The organism is Candidatus Marimicrobium litorale, from assembly GCF_026262645.1.
Lineage (GTDB): Bacteria > Pseudomonadota > Gammaproteobacteria > Pseudomonadales > Halieaceae > Marimicrobium > Marimicrobium litorale.
Genome location: NZ_SHNO01000001.1, coordinates 3,605,910 through 3,625,932, shown reverse-complemented (window position 1 = coordinate 3,625,932; position 20,023 = coordinate 3,605,910). Strand labels below are relative to the sequence as shown.

At 52.1% G+C, this 20,023-nt stretch carries 16 protein-coding genes and 3 pseudogenes; 10 read left to right on the top strand and 9 right to left on the bottom strand.

Annotation, left to right across the window (positions count from 1 at the left end; all coding sequences use genetic code 11):
• Positions 1 to 381 precede the first annotated feature (381 nt).
• From EYC82_RS16195 to EYC82_RS16175, 5 genes are all read left to right on the top strand, one after another.
• Positions 382 to 1,263 carry a LysR family transcriptional regulator gene (locus EYC82_RS16195; protein ID WP_279250584.1) on the top strand — a complete coding sequence of 294 codons (882 nt, stop codon included), beginning with the start codon at positions 382 to 384 and terminating at the stop codon, positions 1,261 to 1,263.
• A gap of 913 nt (positions 1,264 to 2,176) precedes the next feature.
• Positions 2,177 to 4,087, top strand: coding sequence for a hypothetical protein (locus EYC82_RS16190; RefSeq protein WP_279250583.1), 1,911 nt, complete (start codon positions 2,177 to 2,179; stop codon positions 4,085 to 4,087).
• A gap of 46 nt (positions 4,088 to 4,133) precedes the next feature.
• The gene (locus EYC82_RS16185; protein WP_279250582.1) at positions 4,134 to 5,690 is read left to right on the top strand and encodes a phospholipase D family protein; all 1,557 of its coding nucleotides are present in this window, start codon (positions 4,134 to 4,136) and stop codon (positions 5,688 to 5,690) included.
• A 301-nt stretch (positions 5,691 to 5,991) separates the two neighbouring features.
• A complete protein-coding gene (locus EYC82_RS16180; protein ID WP_279250581.1) occupies positions 5,992 to 6,732 on the top strand; it encodes a DUF2092 domain-containing protein in 741 nt (246 codons plus the stop codon).
• A 30-nt stretch (positions 6,733 to 6,762) separates the two neighbouring features.
• Positions 6,763 to 6,972, top strand: coding sequence for a hypothetical protein (locus EYC82_RS16175; protein ID WP_279250580.1), 210 nt, complete (start codon positions 6,763 to 6,765; stop codon positions 6,970 to 6,972).
• A gap of 357 nt (positions 6,973 to 7,329) precedes the next feature.
• Here the strand turns inward: EYC82_RS16175 and EYC82_RS16170 are convergent, their stop codons facing one another.
• The 5 genes and pseudogenes from EYC82_RS16170 to EYC82_RS18210 all read right to left on the bottom strand — a co-directional run bounded on the left by EYC82_RS16170 (position 7,330) and on the right by EYC82_RS18210 (position 12,096).
• Positions 7,330 to 8,907, bottom strand: coding sequence for a hypothetical protein (locus EYC82_RS16170; protein ID WP_279250579.1), 1,578 nt, complete (start codon positions 8,905 to 8,907; stop codon positions 7,330 to 7,332).
• Between the two features lie 438 nt (positions 8,908 to 9,345).
• Positions 9,346 to 10,058: pseudogene (locus tag EYC82_RS16165) on the bottom strand (IS6 family transposase).
• 174 nt (positions 10,059 to 10,232) lie between these two features.
• A complete protein-coding gene (locus tag EYC82_RS16160; RefSeq protein WP_279250578.1) occupies positions 10,233 to 10,922 on the bottom strand; it encodes a sulfotransferase family 2 domain-containing protein in 690 nt (229 codons plus the stop codon).
• Between the two features lie 294 nt (positions 10,923 to 11,216).
• Positions 11,217 to 11,372 (bottom strand): hypothetical protein, encoded by a 156-nt coding sequence (locus EYC82_RS16155; protein ID WP_279250577.1) that lies wholly within the window; start codon positions 11,370 to 11,372, stop codon positions 11,217 to 11,219.
• Between the two features lie 38 nt (positions 11,373 to 11,410).
• Positions 11,411 to 12,096 (bottom strand): annotated as a pseudogene (locus EYC82_RS18210) (IS6 family transposase).
• A gap of 101 nt (positions 12,097 to 12,197) precedes the next feature.
• Between EYC82_RS18210 and EYC82_RS16145 the strand changes: the two are divergent.
• From EYC82_RS16145 to EYC82_RS16130, 4 genes are read left to right on the top strand one after another with little or no spacing between them, the layout of a single operon-like run.
• Positions 12,198 to 13,352 carry a hypothetical protein gene (locus EYC82_RS16145; protein ID WP_279250575.1) on the top strand — a complete coding sequence of 385 codons (1,155 nt, stop codon included), beginning with the start codon at positions 12,198 to 12,200 and terminating at the stop codon, positions 13,350 to 13,352.
• A gap of 2 nt (positions 13,353 to 13,354) precedes the next feature.
• The gene (locus EYC82_RS16140; protein WP_279250574.1) at positions 13,355 to 15,289 is read left to right on the top strand and encodes a sulfotransferase family protein; all 1,935 of its coding nucleotides are present in this window, start codon (positions 13,355 to 13,357) and stop codon (positions 15,287 to 15,289) included.
• A 52-nt stretch (positions 15,290 to 15,341) separates the two neighbouring features.
• Complete coding sequence (locus tag EYC82_RS16135; RefSeq protein ID WP_279250573.1) at positions 15,342 to 15,506, top strand: hypothetical protein; 165 nt, start codon at positions 15,342 to 15,344, stop codon at positions 15,504 to 15,506.
• Entirely contained in the window at positions 15,469 to 15,849 is a 381-nt protein-coding gene (locus tag EYC82_RS16130) for a sulfotransferase family 2 domain-containing protein (protein WP_279250572.1), read from the top strand. The genes EYC82_RS16135 and EYC82_RS16130 overlap by 38 nt, the downstream gene beginning before the upstream one ends.
• A gap of 239 nt (positions 15,850 to 16,088) precedes the next feature.
• On the opposite strand, the gene EYC82_RS16125 is transcribed toward EYC82_RS16130, so the two are convergent.
• The 4 genes and pseudogenes from EYC82_RS16125 to msrA all read right to left on the bottom strand — a co-directional run bounded on the left by EYC82_RS16125 (position 16,089) and on the right by msrA (position 18,820).
• The gene (locus tag EYC82_RS16125; RefSeq protein WP_279250571.1) at positions 16,089 to 17,069 is read right to left on the bottom strand and encodes a hypothetical protein; all 981 of its coding nucleotides are present in this window, start codon (positions 17,067 to 17,069) and stop codon (positions 16,089 to 16,091) included.
• A 548-nt stretch (positions 17,070 to 17,617) separates the two neighbouring features.
• Positions 17,618 to 17,908 carry a DDE-type integrase/transposase/recombinase gene (locus EYC82_RS18270; RefSeq protein WP_479723001.1) on the bottom strand — a complete coding sequence of 97 codons (291 nt, stop codon included), beginning with the start codon at positions 17,906 to 17,908 and terminating at the stop codon, positions 17,618 to 17,620.
• A gap of 22 nt (positions 17,909 to 17,930) precedes the next feature.
• Positions 17,931 to 18,101 (bottom strand): annotated as a pseudogene (locus EYC82_RS18265) (IS6 family transposase); the annotation flags it as partial.
• Positions 18,102 to 18,220: 119 nt separating this feature from the next.
• Complete coding sequence (gene msrA, locus EYC82_RS16115; protein WP_279250570.1) at positions 18,221 to 18,820, bottom strand: peptide-methionine (S)-S-oxide reductase MsrA; 600 nt, start codon at positions 18,818 to 18,820, stop codon at positions 18,221 to 18,223.
• A gap of 493 nt (positions 18,821 to 19,313) precedes the next feature.
• Between msrA and EYC82_RS16110 the strand changes: the two genes are divergently transcribed.
• Positions 19,314 to 20,000, top strand: coding sequence for a pseudouridine synthase (locus EYC82_RS16110; RefSeq protein WP_279250569.1), 687 nt, complete (start codon positions 19,314 to 19,316; stop codon positions 19,998 to 20,000).
• Positions 20,001 to 20,023 lie beyond the last annotated feature (23 nt).

Here is a 20,023-nt window from a genome sequence, read left to right as displayed (position 1 = left end):
ACCCAGAATGCGCACAGTAGTTTCATCGTAGCGCTACAACTGGGCTCATTGATTTTCCGTCAAACCACTCACCCGCCTACTCACGCTTTTTACTGCTCGATCACGGTACCCCTTGCGCAGATAGCTGAGAGTAGCGCTGAACCTTTTCGGCTCACTACCCATATTGGGGCTAACAAGCACCTACATTAGCGGCTAGTTTGATAACCAGAGGAGCAATCGACAACGTCCTGCTCTGGGTCCAATATCTCGGCGTGTTTGATGTGATTAAAGAATATTCTGGTCATCCGAATCTGCTTAGAGAGAAGAACGCTCGTGGACTATAACAATCAATTAGCGCGCGCCACTGCTAGTCAATTGCTTCATAAACAGGATAATAGAGGGATGGATCTATTCCGAAGTATGCAAATATTCGTGGAGGTAGCGCGGAAAAAGAGCTTCCGCGGGGCTGCGGAGAACCTCGAGATTCCCAACTCCACCGTGTCCAGACGTATCGCCGAGTTGGAGAAGGACGTGGGGCTTCGCCTGTTTGAACGTAGCACGCGTAGCGTGAGCTTGACTGATGCCGGTAAGCTCTACTTCGATAACTGCGAACGTATTATAGAGTATGCCAGGCTCGCCCGTGAACAGCTGACCGACTTACGAACTTCGCCCAGCGGCTTACTGCGCCTCGTTGCAAATGTCGTTCCCGCAAACGAGTGGATTATTCCCCTTTTGCCCGCTTTCAGCCTACGCTTTCCCGATATTACGATTGAACTGGATATCGTTTCAGACGTGCCCAGCCCACTGGAAAAAGATGTAGACATCGCTTTCGTTATGGGACCAATTCCGCAGGAAGACCTTGTCGCTCGGCGAATCATTCGACTTGAGGAACTCGCCCTGTATGCAACGCCTGCATACCTTAAAGACTGCGGCGAGCCCAATACTCCGGCTGATTTAAGTAACCATGAAGCATTGCGACACCTCAGAATTCCCGAATGGAATCTTGTACATACGGCAAGTGGAAAGGTTGAAACGGTTCTGCCCAGCGCACGCTTCAGCGTGGCCAATTTCATGTCCCTGCAAAAGCTGTGCTTGGAGGATATGGGGATTGCCGTGTGGCACAACTGGGTCGTCAACGATTTCGTGGAGAAACGACAACTTCAACGTGTACTACCTGAGTGGTCGTTGGAACCCTGGGAGTTCTACGCGGTTACCACTTCACGGCATGTGCCAGCCAAGGCCCGTGCGTTACTTGATTTTCTGATAGAAAAGCGCCTGAGATAGCTCTTACATAAGTATTGACAAGGTAGGTCATGGAATCCACAGCAATTGAGGCTAGGCGTATCAAGCCGCCACCCTACCCCGTTCTCCAGACGCGCTTATCCATTGATAACGATAGTGCCCAGCCCTAACCAGATGCTGATCTAGACCGAATCAATCGTTCGGCCACGTTTCGGAAGTTCGGTCTGGAAAATTGCCTAAAACTCTTCAGCTTACGTCAATGAATCCCGCCAGCGGGCTCACTTCAGGTTCGGCATAGCCTCGGTTTTAGCAATGATGTCCTGCCCGACTAAAAAAAACCGTTTACTTTTCTTCGGCTTACTGGAGTACTTCTCGACTCTACCCTCTACTCATAATCGGCAGGCCGAAGACGGCGGTCCGACGACTCGGCGGCCGCTGCCGTTCGAGTCCCTCTGGGCCCACCATATTATTGATTCTTATAGGCTTTCTATAGGTTAGTGCATCCGATTTTTTGGCAAGAGTCATAGGCGGGAGTCAAGGGGGAACAGGAAGCCCCTGCCTGGTACCTCCAACCAAGGCGCCACCCGCCACGCTGCCTCTTTTCGCCGGGAAGGAGTCCAGTTCAACAGCATTCAATCAGCAGGGAAGCCACTAAGAACCTCATGGCTAGGACTACTTTGAACGCTCCTTCTAAGATGAACGAATATGAAGTGCAGAATGACCGATATAGGCAGACATTTGATGAGATAGACCGACCACCCGCGGTATTTTAAGGCCGCGTAACTCGCATTCATTAGGGCATCTGCTCACAACAGCCTTTTTATTTTTCCTGTACTTACACTGACACTAATTGAGCTATTCAAGTGGGGCGCAATGAGGTTAAATGCCTGTAGTTGGCACCCGGAGAAAATCTGAAGGTCAGCAACTCTTAGCTACACTCTGGGAGAGGTAAACATTGAGTACCGCAAAACTTATTATCACGCGACTATTGACCCTTGTTGTTGTTGCCCAGCTTGCGTACTTGCTGATCATCAATGGCGCTTTGCAGCTCACCGTAACGCAAACCCTGGTCAATAAAATTCGTCCCGAGAAATTTCAGGTTTCCTGGGAGCGTGCCTGGAGCTTTTACCCTTTCCGGGTTCACGCACAAGGAATCGCTGCCAACGGTCAGACCCGCAGCCAGCAGTGGGAGGTCCACGCGGAATCAGGATCAGGCTCGATCGCTCTGCTGCCTCTTGTACTGAAGCATGTTTACCTGTCAGACATCGAAGTCGAAAACGTCGACTATCGACAGCGCCCCCGACTCAAAGCCGAGCGCGACTACAGCAAACAGATTGCCTATTTCCCCCCCATCACAGGGCGAGACATTGTTCCGGTTGACACACAGCCCCTGAAAAAAAAGCGCCCCTGGAAAATTCACCTCAGCAATATGCAGGCCAGCGGCGACCACCGCTTCTGGATTTTTAACCTTCAAGGCGCAGGAAGCGGTTCGGCGATGGGGGATATGTACATAGAGACCCGGCGCGGCAATTTTTGGCTGAACGTGGACAACGTCGATCTGAATCTCGGTCCAGCCTACTTCAACTCCAATGCAGAGATCTTCAGCGGTGGCACGGCCACTGGCGCTTTGGGTTTTGCCCCGCTGCTCCTCCGAGAAAACCAGGGCCGTCGCATGTTGCCCTATGGCTATATCGATGCGCAGCTCGACCTCGACGTGGACAGTTTTGACTTTATGAAGGTCTTCACCGCAGGCCTTGGAGACCTCGATATCTCAGGCGCTGGGGAGGTAACCGGCCGCATTGCAATACGAGATAGCCATGTTAGAGCGGGCACGCAGCTCACAGCGACAGCTGCCAATCTTGAGGTAGCAATCCGCGACCTTGGCGTTGCCGGGCAGGGCACGGTTCTCATTCACACGCCGCCTGATGCCGACACACCCATGGGGCTCGACATTCGCTACGACACCCTGACCGCCTCGCGAACCGGTGCAAGCAACCCTTTTCTAAGAGGCAACATGTTGCAGCTCAACTACAGCGGGTCAAATTCCATCATTCCAGACCCCGACCTTAGCTTCAAAGACCTATGGACTGATGAAGAAGCACGGCAGCGGCGCGCCGGCAGCACCTTCAAACTGGTGATTGATGACGCAACGCTTATTGATATGTCCACGTTCAACTACTACTTGCCGGCCGAGACCGCGTTCTCCTTCGCCGGCGGCACAACACGCCTTGATGCCGATATCGTCTTTAGTGCACAAGACATGGATGGCACCATCCAACTTGACTCTACCGACCTAACAATTGAAGTTGATGAGCAGGCTTTTCAGGGCGACCTTGACGCCGATATCAACATAGCCGGCGGCGTACCAAGCGAGCTTAAAGCCGACTTCAGTGACTCAACACTCCGCTTGTTTAATCTCAGGGTCGACGGCGACCAATCAAAATTTGACGGAAACTATTGGTCCGCGGCGCTCAAGTTCACCTCGGCTCAAGGGTCATTTCCCCGGACCATCGACCTCGCTGCCACAGCAGAGCTCACCGTAAGTGATACCCGCCCCCTCGTGGCATTTATCGAAAACCGAAACGACCCGCCAAAGTGGGTTTCCAATTTAATCACTGTGAAAGACCTCACGGGTGAAGCCGAAATACAGCTATCCGAGGGACGACTCACCATACCCATGGCCTTTGTAGACAGTGAAAAGGCCGAAGTGGCCGTCAAAGGTGAGTTTTATCGCGGTGACCGAAACGGCGTGGTGTATGCCCGATTTAAAAGGATCGATGCACTGCTGAAGCGCGTGGACGGCAAGCGCAATGTGGATCTGATCAAGTCTCGCGAAAAATTCGATGCCTATCAGCTGCCCGACTAAACCCCATGCAAGACTGTGCGCTTGTCGCGGTATCACTGTCTGGCTGATGCTTGTGATCTTCGCGGGCTGCAGCACTCAGGTGCGAACGCCCTTCGAGGTCTCTGAAACCGAAACCGCCTTGCCCGCCGCTCAAGAAGGACCCTTAGCCGACCTCGAGCTGGCTTTTCAAAAGCGCATTGTCCAAAACACCGCACCGGTTGGTCTTGCCAGCGTCTCTTCTACCGACATCTCGGGTTTTTACTTGCTAGATCGAAGCGAAGAGGCACTGCGCTGGCGACTGGCTTTGGTCGACTCGGCCACCGAAACGATCGATCTGCAGTACTACCTCTATCACAGTGACAATACCGGCATGCTGCTGACCAGCCGACTAGTCGCTGCCGCCGACCGTGGCGTGCGCATCCGGATTATTATCGACGACATGGGCACACTGGCCTCTGGCAAACGCCAGCGCGAGATTCGTGACACCCTAGGCAAGCTCATGGGCGCGCACCCAAATATTAGCTTTCGCTTGTTTAACAGCGCGGCGAACCGGAAATCAGTGGGTTGGGGTATAGAGTTTGCTACCAATTTCGCACAGCTCAACCACCGGATGCACAATAAGTCACTGATTGCCGATAACCGCGCGGTCATTTTGGGCGGACGCAATATCGGCGATGAGTACATGGGTCTGGGCGAAGACCTGAACTTCCGCGATATCGACGTGTTAGGTGTCGGGCCCGTTTCGCGCCAAACCAGCGCTGTCTTCGATCTTTTTTGGAACAGCGGCTGGGCCATTCCTGTTAGCGAAGCGAAAAGAAACCAAGCGCGGGCTGAATATCCGGCTCTACGCAAGGCGCTAGCGACCAACCTGGAGCAATCCACCCAGTTGGAAGCGTTTTCCCTGGCGCCAAAGGATTGGGATCTCGCCCTGCGACAGCTTGAGACCTCGCTCCACCTTGGGAGCAGCGAGGTCATTACCGATCAGCCGACAACTAATGGGATCAGCACAGATTTGCTCACGGCCTTGTTCGAACTTCTGCCACAAACCGACAATGAGCTCCTGATTACCAATGCCTATTTCATTCCTGACTACCCTGGTATCGCAATGCTCGAAGACCTCAACGAGCGGGGTGTTGACGTAACCGTCCATACCAACTCCCTGGCTTCTCAGGATGTGGTCGCAGTGAACAGTCATTACAAAGTGTGGCGGGGGCCCCTGCTGGATGCGGGAGTCAAGCTGTACGAGGCCCGCCACGACGCGGCGATAAAACCCACTATTGTGGACACAGCGCCCGTTAGCGCCGCCGTGATGGGGCTCCACTCTAAATCCATGGTCATTGACCGACGCCTGTCCGTCATCGGGTCGGCGAATTTCGACCCACGCTCGGCGCTTATTAATTCTGAAATGTTCGCTGTCATCGACAGCGAGGGCCTTGCTAATCAACTGGCCAAAGTAATCGAGCGGGATGTCACGCCGGCCAATAGCTGGCGTGTGGAGCGCAATCAAGAAGGTACCATTTATTGGAGCAATGGCAATGAGATTCGCACGAAGCAGCCCAGTCTCAGCGTTTGGCAGCGGTTTCAGGATATGTTTTTTAAGCTCTTTCCGAAGCGCCTATATTGACCACAACGCCTGCTGCGCTCCCCGCAAGGTAAAGGACATACGGCTTGACCGGTTCTGACAAATTAACTTCAGTAGGCGAATGGAACGAGCTACCGGGCGTGTATATTCTTCGTTCTAAAAAAGGTAACTTGTCACTGCCGCTCAGCTCCTCAAAATTTTAATTGGCGGCTAATTTAAGGGAGCTGTAGCACAAGGGTGCGTAAGCGTGTAATTATTCGCCCACAATGTAGTTTCTGCACGACTGACGAAAATGACTACCATGTAATAACCTTAAATGTTGGAAAAAGAAGAGGAAATGCTCATGCGACGCAAACTAAAACAAGCCCTGATCATGTTGAGTACTTCGGTGACAGTGATGGCTGTGAATGCCCAGCCTGACCCCAGAGCAATGGCAGAGGAATCACTGGATAAATTGTCTGCCGCAGATGCAATGGCAGTTGATATTTCAATCGCCGACGAAGCGGTTCTTCACGACGGTTTTAAAGTTCGAGCCTTTCGCGAGGGAGAGATTCTTCTGAACAGGGAAGATGGATTTGTGTTTTCCCGAAGCGGTGCCATAGTTGACCAAAAAATTGCATTTGACGGCGAAAATGTTTACGGCATAGGCAAAAACCTCGAGGTTTTTGCAATCGCTGAAATGCCGGACGACACCAGCGTTGAATCGGCGATGGACGCGTTGACGGAAAAAATGGGCGCGTACCTGCCTGGCCGTGACTTGTTCTATAAAGATGCCGCTGCAGGCATGTTCGATGGTGTCACCAGCGGACAGTATCTGGGGCTCATGCCAGTCAACGGTCGGAGCTGCCACTATACTGCGTTTCGCTCAGAAGATATCGATTGGCATTTGTGGATTGGAGAAACGGATGGTTTGCCCTGCAAATATATGATCACCTCACGGTGGATATCTGGGCAGCCAGAGTTTGAGATGACTTTTTCAAGCTGGAACCTGTCTCCTGAACTAAATCGAGACAGCTTCACACTCGAAAAGCCCGATGGCTATACCGAAGTCACATTCGACGCCATGCAGTCACAGCCAGAGTAATTGACGATTTTAAATGAAGAGGATACGACCATGAAATTAGTGAAAACCGCAGTGGTGGTGACGATTTTTGCGATCACCATGCTTGTAGGCTCTGTTGAGTTTCGAACACCCATGTCGATGGGACTTACGGGGCTAAGTCTTGCAACTTTGCCAGTAAGTCTTTCACTCACTGAGGCCAAAGCCGACGACGGTCGTCGTGTGGCACGACGTACCGCGCGCAGAACCTCCAGGCGAAACTGATCCCGCTAGTATGTCCCGCTCTGTCGAGCGGGACACCTCTCACACGTTTTTCGGCCACTGGACCGGCCTGATGCCGGACTGGAAAGCGTCGCCAAGTCCAACGGATTATCTCTACACGCCGGGGTGAGCTGTGGGGGTTACTGACAAGTTAACTCGAGGTCACGGGCTGGCGCTACAAAATCGAGCCTAGACTGACCAGAAATATGTCATTGGCCCCCACATTGGGCTGTAATTTACCGAGATTTTGGTGTGTGGTTGCCACATTTGGAACGAATCTAAGTTAACTTGGCAGTAGCAGCCGGACATAGAACACTTCGGCTATGAATTTGGTCAGTAGGCCGACTCAGTCGTAAGCAGTCAGTTCCCAGCCTGACTGTCAGCGCAGCAGTGTACCAGGGCTTTCGCGCTCAGCGTATCGGCCTCACAAAAGGTTGTACTTCCTCCATTTTTTGAAGAGACCTGTTGCGCGTGGCCAGAATCCCAGCTCTGGGCGAAGGCCTTGTCTCTATGCGAAAGTCCCGGCGATTTATAGGTCTTGATATCCAGCTCACACAAATTGTGGGCCTTGCGCATCCAGCAACTGGCACACCTCGCTCGCGTCCAGATTGGCGCGCTGACTCGCCCGGAGCGCACCAGTTCGTTAGGCTCGCACAGGCGGCCCCCAATATTTTGACAATGCTTTTCGGCCGCCTCTAGCAAGCGCGGCTCACTTTCCGCGCCGTCGTTTTGTATACAGGAGCCATCGGGCAGGCCGCCTGCTGGCAAAAGAGCCCAACCGAGTGATTTGCAGTCCTTTGAGCTGAGAGTGCGCTCTGGTCGCTGCTTCGCAAGCAACCGGTCGCGGTCGTACATAACCGTCCGGGTTGTCTCCGTTGCGAGATCCAGCGTACGCAGGGCGCGATTGTCAGTATCGGAGATAATTGCCTCCGCTCGGCCCGGGCGCAAGACAAAGTGGTGGGAGCGACCAAGAAAAACTGCATCACCGGCACCATCAACCCATCCCGTATCGCGACCGATCTTGCTCACGACACTTTCGCAGCGTTCCTTACCATTGTCTTCATAGGTAAGACGCCATACCACCGCATCGTAACTCTTGGGGTTGCTCGCCAGGATCAGGATGCTGTTTTCATTGAGTGGGTCGTCAAAGGCAGCGCGCATGTTGGGCTTAAATTGATCCGTACCTGGGCAGCCTGCCCGGCGCGTATTGTAGACGGCCAATACTTCTCCCTCGCGATTCAGTCGCATCACCGTTTTTTTGTGCAATGTAAGCAGCAGGGTATCCTCGCGGCCCCAGTTGAGACCAAATGGCTCCAGGCGTTTTCCCCGGTAGAAAGTTTCAATTCGGGGCTCCGGGCCCAGCGACGCGCGGAACACCTCATCGTCTTTCAGCGAGGCGATATAGGCGGTTTTGCCGCCTTCGTCCAGCAGCATCATTCTTGAGTCTTTGGGCGGGGTGCGAGAACTCTTGAAGTGAATCCGTTTAATTTCAGCATCCGCAAGGCCCAGTCGACCGGTACTCGATAGCAGGTCGGCGACTTTGCCAGAGAACTGCACGCGCCAAAAGTCTCCGCGGGAGCTACCGACCAGGGCGAAGTCGCATTCCTGGCAGGACGTGACACCGACGACAACTTCACTGGGTATTATCACCCGTTCAACAGCTACCCCCTCGGTAAGGTCAACCAGCACGAGTCCCGGAATGGTTTTGTCGATGACCAAAACATGGCGCTCAGAGGCCGGCCATAGGCCGATTGACCCTTTGCCGGTGGCGAGCGCCGGCAAGGACACAATTGCCGTTAAGGTAATCAAAAAACTAGCAAGCCACATCGAAAAACCAGCGCCCTCCCGTTGCGTTACGACTGTATCGCGGGACGCTATTATGCGTGAAATTGGCCTGCCCGCAGCGATAGTGCGGAGTGCTCCCGGGTGTACGCTCAATGTAAATTCTCTCCAAGACGTAAAGTTTGTATTAAGGGCAGACAGGTATCAGTTAAACTTTTTCAGGAAACACCAATCTTAACATGTGTAGTGAAAGCTGCGTCGCTGAGTGGTTCGGTTTCCGGATCACTCCTAGCATGTTTCTTTCCCCAAGAGACCTTGTGGGCCTCGGTCGGGTCTTTAAGCCTGCCCGGGGCCTTTTTAAAGCGTAATCGAATGTAGAGCTCCGCAATAGGTGGTTGTCTGCAGTTCGTTGTTTGTACTGCATGAGTTTCGAAGGTACTGACAAGTTAAGTCCATGATTCGATAGAAACCCAACTTCTGATCTTAGGCTACTGCCCTACTCCATTCTCCGAACGGTTCTGGCAACTGAAGTACGTGAGGTGAGGTGAGGTGAGGTGAGGTGAGGTGAGGTGAGGAAAATATAGCCTGTGACAATCAAGCTACCGCACTTTCCCATTCTGAAAATGCACTCACCCTCAGACTCCTGTAGTGCTCAGCTCTGACCAAGTGCCTACCAAGATTGAATAGATTATTCACCGCAGCATGCGCACCTAGGAACCGTTGAGTCTGCCTGACAGAGTTGAATTTACGCATCACTCGCTCCCTCACCCGTGTAGCCTCATGCGATTGCTCAGCCCGATTATTCTCATACTGCTTCGTACTGTGGATTGCCTCAGGAATAAGCTCTCGGTGAGCGACTCCATAGCTTCGTAATTTGTCGGTTACGATCTTCCTGGGTTCAGCGCCGTGGCTCCTCGATAGACGCTTGAAGAAGTCTTTAGCTGCTGCGCCATCACGCTTCGCCTGAAGAAACACATCAACTACGTCGCCATCCTGATCAACAGCCCGCCACAAGTAATGCTGTTCGCCGTTGATCTGAATGGTCCGGCACACCGGCGAAGACCTCGTCGATGTAGAAGGTATCGCCGTAACCCCGGTGCTTGCGCTTCAAGCGGCGGGTATAAATCGCTCCGAATTTTATACACCAGAGACGGATTGCTTCACAGCTGACGGTGATGCCTCGTTCGGCCAGGAGGTCCTCGATATCACGGTGGCTCAGGTTAAATCTGTAGTAGAGCCAGACGACACAGGCAATGATATCAGGTGGGGGCGCCTAGCCGGAATCGATGTCGCTTATAAGTGTTCATTCGCGGATTCTATCAATATCGGCGATTTAACTTGGCAGTACCCCAGTGCCGCCAATGGTGCCACGAAAGCAATCGTCCTAGACGAAGGCGATCGGAAAATCCTCTTCGAAAGTAGCGTTTATCCTGCTTATACTTCCCTCGTTCAAAATCCAGTACCGCTAAGCCTGTGGGCTCTCATTCGTCGAAGATGTAGCCAAACCTCTCGATATCCTCACGGCAGATTTCGGCCACCATTTCTCGTGTGACATTGTTGTAGTACTGGGCGTAGTGGCCTTTGCGAGTGCCATTCACGTGGGGCATTTCCATGCGTGGGGAGCCCGTTGTTTCGGACACCCAATCCAGGGTGCTTTGTACGTCTTCCAGCTTGCCTACCCGGTCTACTATGAGGTTCCCTTTCAGATCTTGTAGTTTGATTATCTGGCTGTTCTTATGCGTTCCAATACGGTGCCGCTTGTATTTGCGCGTCAGCCAGGCCTCAAACTCCATATCGTGAAAGCGCCGTGTGGTACCTCGCTGGACTTTGTCTTTTTCGGCGGGCTCATTGTCTTCGCGTGTATAGAAGTAGCGTGAAGCCATGCGTGCCCAAGGGTTGCGCACTACTGAGAATGTGGTGCACCGCTCAAATTCTTCGTCACCGAGAATAAATTTAAGCTGGATAGCGCTCAGGTGCTTGGCCCGCCCGGGCTTGTTGTCGCCAATTTTGTCCAGCTTGTACTTTTTTCGGAAGGGTTTGTCGATGTAGTCATTCAGCAACTGCAGGCCACCATACTCTTTGCTGATGGTCTGCAGAGCTCGAGTGATACTGGTGGTTCCGGTTTTCGGAATTGCCACAAAGACAATGCCAAGTTCGGGTAAGTAGGGCATGGATTGGACGTCCGTCGATCAGTTGGTGTAAGGGCTGTGTCTATTTAGCGGAGTATTATATCGCGGAGAGAACTTTGTTGCAGCGTCCAGATAGGGGGACAATGCAATGGATAGAACAAAGGATAGCGTTAGTCTGCCGTGGCGGATGTTCAATAGCTGGGGATGAGGAGATTGGCTTTCGAAAGTAGCGTTTATCCTGCTTATACTTTCATTATTTTGCAAAGCTTCTGATGGATATTAGACCTGAGCTTATAAAAAATGGAAAGCTCATTAATTACGCAAGACTCTTTTAAACTAGTCCGTGATCACAAAATCCGGCATTACCCAATCGCCATTGAACAACGCCTCAGTTGGCTCGTATAGCCTCAGCACTGCACCCCAACCCTCAAAAATATCCAGGTAGTTAGCAGCATTCTTGTCACCACCTTGCACAAGAGTGGGTACTGACAAGTTAAGTCCCTGATTCGATAGCAATCCAGCTTCTGATCTCAGGCTACTGCCCTACTCCATTCTCCGAACGCACTTACCCTTAGATCTCGATAATGCTGAGCCCTGACCAGATGTCTTCCAAGATTGAACAAATTGCTGACAGCGGCATGTGCCGTAACGAATCGCTGAGCCTGTATCATCGAGTTAAATCGTCTCATCCCTCGCTCTCTGACTCTCGGCGTTTCGTGGCTTTTTTCTGCCTGATTGTTTTTGTACTGCTCGGTAGGATGGATAGACTCAGGGGTCACATCTCGATGTGCAAACGGGGTAACTCCGTAGCTTGTCCGTCACGATCTCTCCGGGCTCATCGCCATGAGAGCGTAGTAGACGCCTGAAAAACCGCTTGGCAGCTGCACCATCACGCCTAGCCTGTAGATACACATCAACGACTTCGCCATCCTGATCTGCGGCTCGCCAAAGATAGTGCTGCTTGCCCTTGATCTTCACAAACACATCATCAATGCAGAACGTGTCGCCATAGCCTCGGTGCTTTCGCTTCAGCCAACGTGCATATAGTGCGTCAAATTTGGATGCACCATAATCGGATCGACTCTCGGCTGACGATAATCCCGCGCTCTGCCAGGAGATCTTCGATGTCGCGATGGCTTAGATTGAACCTGAAGTGGGACCAGACTGCGTAGCTGATGATGTCGGGCGGGAATCGGTGTCGTTTGTAAGTATTCATCCACCGATTCTAGCAATCCTGGCCGTTTAAGTTGCCGATAGCCAACAGGCCGTTTATTTATTCTATACTTGCTGCCTAGTCCGGGCGTTTTCGGAGTTACTATGGCGAATAATTATTTTTCCAGAATGCTCAGGGGGTTGGTTTTCCTGCTGTCGGTATCTTCCTGCGGTGTCGGCGCAGAGCAATTTCATGCGAAACGCCTTAACAATGCTGAGCCCATTCTCTCCAGACAGCATTTTGAACAGCTTGACGTTGCCGCTGAGGGTGAAAATATTAATGGCCCCTCGGTAATGCGCATACCTGAGTGGATACCCAAAGAAAAAAGAGCCTCATTAGAGGCCCGGTACTATATGTACTTTGGCCACCACAGGGGGAGTTATATCAGGCTGGCCTGGGCAGAAAACATCGAGGGGCCCTGGCGCTTGTACCATACCGGCAAAGGTATCGCGGATGGCGAGCGCGGTGTGCTGGATCTGGGCCGTGACCGTATGTTGGCATTGGATAACTCCCTTACAATTATCGAGCACGTAGCATCCCCCGATGTTCACGTCGATAATGATACCAAGCGAATTGTCATGTACTTTCACGGCAAGGCCGCTCATGCAGGTCAGAAGCTCTCCGGGCAGAGAACTTTTGTGGCGATTTCTCCCTGGGGACTGGATTTTTCTTCAGGGATTGAATCAGTCCCCTTGGCCGACGCTTATCTGAGAGTTTTTGAGTACGCGGGCACGTTACAGAGCCTGGCCAAAGGATATCACTTTGTCCCCCGTAACAGTGAGGCCCCCTGGTCTGTTCCTGAAAAATTCGACTTTGGTCGCAGTTTACTATGGCAAAGGAATAAGGCGGACTGCCTGAATTTTTCAAACATCAGGTATGATAGCGATGAGATATTTGCCCCGGGAAAAACTCGCGTCAGACACCTGAGCCTGTATCGGGCAGGTTCCAGACTGCATGTATTTTTTACCATGACGGGTCATTCGCCAGAACGGATTCTGGTGACGAGTGTGGACTTACACCCTGATAGCTGGTTTTGTGCCGCACCCCGGGTAGTGCCTGCTGAGATCTTACGGGCGGAAAAACTGTGGGAGGGTAGCGCTGTAAAGCCCATGCCCTCGCGAAGGGGGCCGGAGATGCATTTGGCAAATGCTCTCCGAGATCCGTTTATACTGGAGGATGAAAACAAATTGTATCTTTTTTACGCTGGCGGCGGGGAAAGCGCCATTGGCCTCGCACAGTTAACATTGACCCGGGATTGACCGTGAAAAAAAAATTGGGCTTTTTCAGCGAAGATACACCACGCGCTCAGAATGATGGGGACAGCGCAGCCGATACCATTACACGGCGCGTATTTTGTATCGGCATGAACAAAACCGGTACCTCGACCATGAATCACTGCTTTAAGTTGTTGAATCTGGCGCCTGTCGCCGCGCCCACATCCTATAGCCCGGAGGTGAGGAAGCAGATTCATCATTTTTACAAGCACAAAAATTACAATCAAATGCTGGATCTGGCCGAGAATTATAAAGCCTTCGAAGACCGGCCCTGGAATATGTGGACCATGTATCGCCATCTACATACACGATTCCCCGACAGTCTGTTTATATTGACAATACGTGATCCGGAGTCCTGGTGGCGCTCAACGGAGCGGTGGATAACGGTGACCAAGCCAGAAGTTTTGGCGCGCTACCAGCTACATCTGCGAGTTCACCAACCAAGCAAGGAATCAATGACGGACAGCTACCTCCGTTACAATCGCGAAGTCGAGGCATATTTCGCCGATACTGGCCAACTGCTACTCATGGATATAGAGCAGGGCGACGGCTGGGAAAAGTTGTGTGGTTTTCTCGATGTCCCGATTCCCGAGGAAGAGTTTCCCCACGCAAATCGACAGAAGTATTCGCCCGAAGACGCTCAGATGCTGAAAAAGAAAAAGCTTTTGAAGCACGGACTGGAATGCCAAGCCTGCCATAATCTTACCCTGGTGAAAAAGGCCGACCTGGGTGGTGCGGGCAGAAAATCAGGGCGAATAAAGGCGTTCCACCAGGCTGTGATGCCCGCTGGCATCGCGCGGCGGCTCAGGAGTACCAGAGCGGAAAGATTGCAGAATTCTCACACCGCTAGAAAGATACTTTATGGCGCACATCGTGCAGTGCAGTTTATGAAATCCCCAACGCGTAACAGATTTAACGCTGGCAATAGACGGTTCGAATCTGCACTGCCGGCGGATGAACTGGCGGTCGTATCCTGCTTTTTCAATCCCGGCGGGTCATCCCGACGGGTCAGTAATTTCAAGGCGTTTCTCTCATCCATTAAACAAAGTGGCGTCAGGTGCCTTGTTGTTGAACTCGCTTTTGGCTCAAATCTGTTCGATATCGTTGATCATGATGATGTGATACAGCTGCGGACCAACGATGTGTTATGGCATAAAGAAAGATTGCTGAATATCGGCATAAGGAGACTGTTGTCTGATGGCGTTCGCAAGATCGCTTGGCTGGATGGGGATATTGTATTTGACGACCCCGAGTGGGCGCTGGAGATCGCCAGTCGACTGGAGAAATCCAATTTATGCCAGGTGTTCGAGACGATCGGCATTCATACGCACAGTAGCGGCCATCCCATAGTGGCGGCCTCCGCGGTGAAGCACTTTCAAGACAGTGGCGAACTTTATGCGCAAGCTCCGAGAAGGGGCTGGAATCTGTTGAGCGGGATCGCCAAAGGGGGGCAGTCGGGTTTTGGCTGGGCGGCCAGGGCCGAAGTCCTGGAAAAGGCCTTATTATTTGAGAGTGCGATCGTCGGTGGTGGCGACAAGTTAATTTTTCTTGCCAGCTTGGCTCAAGATATGTCAGACAAGCGTTTCCAGTCGTTGACCCATTCCAAATTTAAATGTGACGCCTGCGGTTATCGTAACAAGTCTGAAGCTTATGAGAACAACTTTCATGAATGGGCGGGGCAATGGTCAAGCGCAGTGGGCGGGGCGGTCGATTACGCCCGCCTCCATATTAGTGATATGTACCACGGTCAGCGCAGTGACCGGGGTTATTTGACACGTCACGACATTCTGTACCGCAATAAGTACGATCCGGCCACGGACTTGACCGGCGAGCATTCACATTGTCTTGAGTGGTCGCCGGGGAAGGAGCAGCTGCGGCGGGAAGTCGAGGCGTACTTTCTGTCGCGTCGGGAGGATGTGTGATCAAGCTGGCACTGATACCCTGTACATTGTTTTACTGAAACGACTTTTCACAATGTCCTATTCCAAATCAATGGGACTCATCTTCGTAGCGATCCCCAAGACGGGGACCACCAGTGTGACCCATGCCTTGCGGTCCCTCGATAATGCCGCGGGAAGCCTGCAACTGGTCAAGGAAAGGGTTGACGCAGCCTATCGAAGAAAGTATCGGCTTGATTGAGATTGGTGATTCCAAGCCGGGCAGGGCGAAGCACCTGTCTGCGGTTCAGATCAAGTACATTCTGGGCGAGGCTGAATTCAACCGCTGCTTCAAATTTACCCTTGTCCGCAACCCTTGGGCGAGAATGATTTCGAGATATTTTTATACCCATGTTGAAGCAGAACCGCGCCTGCTTGAAAAGCTCCGCTGGGGTACCACAAGAGACTTCCATGATCTGGATTTTGATGCCTGGCTTGGCAAGCGATGGAAGTATCATCAATCTGGCAAGCGGGCGACCATCCAGTTGAAAAAATCACGGACCTTGATGGTCATCTCCTGGTGGATCATGTGGGCCGTCTGGTAAGTGTTTAGGACACCTTGGACAGGGTCAGCCGGGAAGTCGGTATCAGTCGCCTCGAAATGCCCCATAAAAATCGCACGCAACAAGGCCACTGTGCGCCACACTACAATCAACATACGCGGGATATGGTTACAGAAATGTGTAGACAGAATATTGAGTACTTCGGTTATCAATTCGAAGAATAGAATCTTGGTGTGACGCGACTGTATTGCGGTTGTTATCCCCTACGGGTATGACGCTTCCTAATCTTCATCGAAGTCATCATCATCCGAATAAGTATCGCCACCCTGGTAGGCATGCAGCACGCGATCAGGGCAGGGCGTGTTCTCCGGGTTCGGGCTGTTTGCCGCCAGCGTCGCCGCCGCCAGGAATTCCATGAAACGCCGGACCTGTCGGTTAAAACGTGCCGACTTGACAACGGCTTGGACAACCCTGTTCAGGCTGGTAAAAAAATACCGCAAGGCAATCAGATAGGTTACCCAGAGACTCCAGTTCCCCTGTTCTTCCTGTAAAACCCAGAAACCCAGTGACAGGACCAGTACCATCAGGCCTAGGGTATTTGCCGTGTTCATCAACAGTTGCCCGAATGTCTTTGCCTTTAATCTCTTGAAATAAAGTCTGTGACGGGAACCAGCTTGGCCCAGGGCGAGTTCCTGATCGATCGCTCCGGGCAAAAGATGAGCTTTGTTTTCCCAACTCGTGGACAGAAGCTCTAGCTGTTGGGCGAATACGGGCTGTGAACCTCTTTCACGGGAAGTAATCGTGTCCGCAATTTTCTTGCTGACCCAGTAAAGCCCTGCGATAGGAATCCCTATTATGACGAAAATGAGAAGGGAGAATTGTAGATTGATGTAGAGGATGGCACCTGCACTCAGCATCACGCGCACGGCGGGGATAACGGATCGCAAGAGTAAGCGGGCCATGCGACTGCGATGACTAACGTCAGTAGACAGGATTTGCTGAAGGTGCCTGAAGGAAACCCGTCGCGGACTTTTTTCGGGGGAAAACCAGTGAGGCAGCCTGCTCGAGAGCGACAGGGCTTGCTGTGCTCCCGACGCCTGATAGCGGCGGCAGGTGTCGATTATAGCCATATTTGACCGGTACTCGAGCAGGGCAAAGCCGAAAAAAAGAACCGCGGTTGCCACCGCGACCAGCGCAAACAGGGCCAGGGAGGTTCTTGGGGCGTAGCCGTACAAGAGCTCATTGCCTTCTAGGGCTCTCATATAAGCAAACAAAACCGCCAAGGACAGCACCTGACAACCCAGACTGGCGGCGCTGGCTGTAAGCACTTTAGTCGTATCGGCGGGAAAATGCCCGAAAAGATCCGCACCGAGTTCATAAACGAGACGAGTGTACCGGCGAGTCGCTGCAGCGGCGCGGTGCAGTCTGTATTTGGCAATGCCCTGGCTTTGGCCCAGTGGTTCTACCTCGAGATTGGTACCGGAACCGTATACTCGACTGCACGGTTTTCCAGAGCGTCTAAGTGATTGATGTTCTTGTCTAAGCGCTCAATTGAGCGCTTAGGATATTGCTAAAGATAACAAGAGCTTACGAACTATGCAATGCGTTGAGTTGTGCCTATTGCGTGCCCCGAAGGCGCGGTTGTGGGCCGGCGACAAGTCACTCCAGGACTGTAATTAATGGAATCGGCCTTATTATTCTGAGACATCGTGTTTAAACTGGTCTCTCGGAGTCATTGCAAACGCCCCGGCTTTCCAACGCGGTACTTAAAAATTAACTTCAGCAGGCGACTGAAATCATCACCCAACACTCAGGCTACCGCTTTTTCCCATCCGCTAAACGCACTGGTCCTGAGGTCACGATAATGTTGAGCTTTTACCAAGTGCCTTCCCAGATTGAACAAATTACTGACGGCAGCATGCGCGCCCAGAAAACGTTGAGCCTGCCTCACTGACTTGAACCCTCGCATCCCCCGCTCTCTCTCCCTAGTGGCCTCGTGAGATTGCTCTGCTCGATTATTCTCATACTGCTCAGCACTATGGATCGTCTCCGCCATCAACTCCCTATGAGCGACAACGTCACTTCGCAGCTTATCAGTCACAATTTTCTTAGGCGCACAGGCTCCCGAATTTAATACACCAGAGCCGACTCGATTCGCGAGTGACGATGATACCCCGCTCAGCCAGAAGATCTTCAATATCGCGGTGACTCAGGTTGAAACGATAGTAGAGCCAGACTGCATAGCTGATGATATCCGGTGGGGCGCGCCTAGCCGGAAACGATGTCGTTTGTATGTGTTCATGCGCTGATTCTAGCCCAAATCCGCGACTTTACTTGACAGTATCCTTTAACTTGCCGATACCCATTAATTGCCAGTGTGGCAGACGAGCAGCGCCGAGCTAAATAGGCGATCTTAGTCTGTGTGCAGGGGAGACGAATCACTTCCCCATAGCTGCCGAAGACGTTGATCACGTCCGCAATTCCATCGATAGTATTTGTAGCGTACCGGATTTTTCAGATAGTAATCCTGATGGTATTCCTCGACGGGCCAAAAAGTACTCCCATCCCTGATTTCGGTATAGACATGTTGACCGGCAAACCGTGCCTCAACCTTCGCTTTCGATTGTTGTGCTAAGGCTCTCTCCTCAGCGCTGTTTGGAAAAATGGCACTGCGGTAACTAAACCCCTTATCGCAAAATTGGCCTTTATCATCGAAAGGGTCCACGTTGACCCAGAACAGGTCAAGCAAGTCTTGGTAGCTCACGATGGCTGGATCATAGGTGACCTCAACGGCTTCAAAATGGCCCTGATGACTGCCTGAGTAAGTGGGATTTTTCAGCGCGCCCCCGGTAAAGCCAGAGGTAACGCTGGTGACACCTGCGCGTTTTTCGAAGTCAGATTCCATGCACCAGAAGCAGCCGCCAGCAAATACTGCTGTGGCAGTGGCAGTGGCTGAGCTTACCGGCGCGATGCCAACAAGAAGGAGAATTGTGAGCAAAACTGAGAAACGCATAGCGTGAGTCTCCGCGACCCTTGAACTGTATCTAATGAACACAACGTTGTCTTAGTCGTCCAATACTAGGCAATTCGCTCGACAAAATAAAGAAAACCGGCTGTGTGTAACGCATGTTGTATAAACCTGTTTTTTTTCGATTAACTCAAGAAATCGACAGTTTCCATCGCGTTATCCGGCTGCTCTCATCCAAGCTGGCAGAAACTGGGACATTGTATAGACACCGGAAGCCGGGGCCGGGGCCGGGGCCGGGGCCGGGGACAAATGAACACGTTTATGTTGATATTGCTGATTACATTGCTGCTGGTGCCACAGCTTCCTTCGCTTTTTCCTAATAGCCTGAACCGAGATAAATGGTTGTTTGCAGTTCTTTGTTTATAATAAATTTTTAGTAACCGTCGCACTTGTCCTGCTTGTACTGTCACCAATCCCGCGCTACACAAAGAATTGGAGCAGGCCATACAATTGCTGGAAACCGCTATATACTGCGTACATGCCCCGCCTCGACCGCTATCTCAGCAGCTTGTTAGACATCAACCGCAAGGACGTGCGGCTAATGCTGGCTCAGGGTCGGGTTGAAGTTGATGGTGCTAAAGCCACGAATATCGGCCAGGTAATCACCGCCTTTAGCCAGGTGTGCTGCGACGGCCAGACGGCCCAGGCTAACAAAGCGCGCTACCTGATGCTCCATAAACCCACTGGTGTGGTCAGTGCGACCCGCCATGAGCAACATCGCACTGTGATCGATCTGCTGCATCAGCCCTACCGGGATCAACTGCACATAGTGGGCCGACTGGACTTAAATTCCACCGGGCTGATACTGCTCACCAACAATGGCCAGTGGTCCCGTCAGCTGTCTCTACCCACAAGCAAACTGGAAAAACGCTACCGGGTAACCGTGGAACAGCCCATCACCCAACAATACGTGGACGCATTTGAAAATGGTGTGTACTTCGCCTACGAAAATATCACCACCCGACCCGCTACGTTAAATATACGCAGCGACTATGAGGCCGAGGTAGTATTGACCGAAGGGCGTTATCACCAAATCAAACGCATGTTTGGTCACTTCGACAACAAGGTATTGAGTATTCACCGCTTTGCGGTGGGTAAAATCCTTCTGGATAAGAGCCTGGCACCGGGGCAAAGCCGGGAGCTGACAGCGCAGGAGCTGAATTGATTATCGACTATGAAAACAGGGTA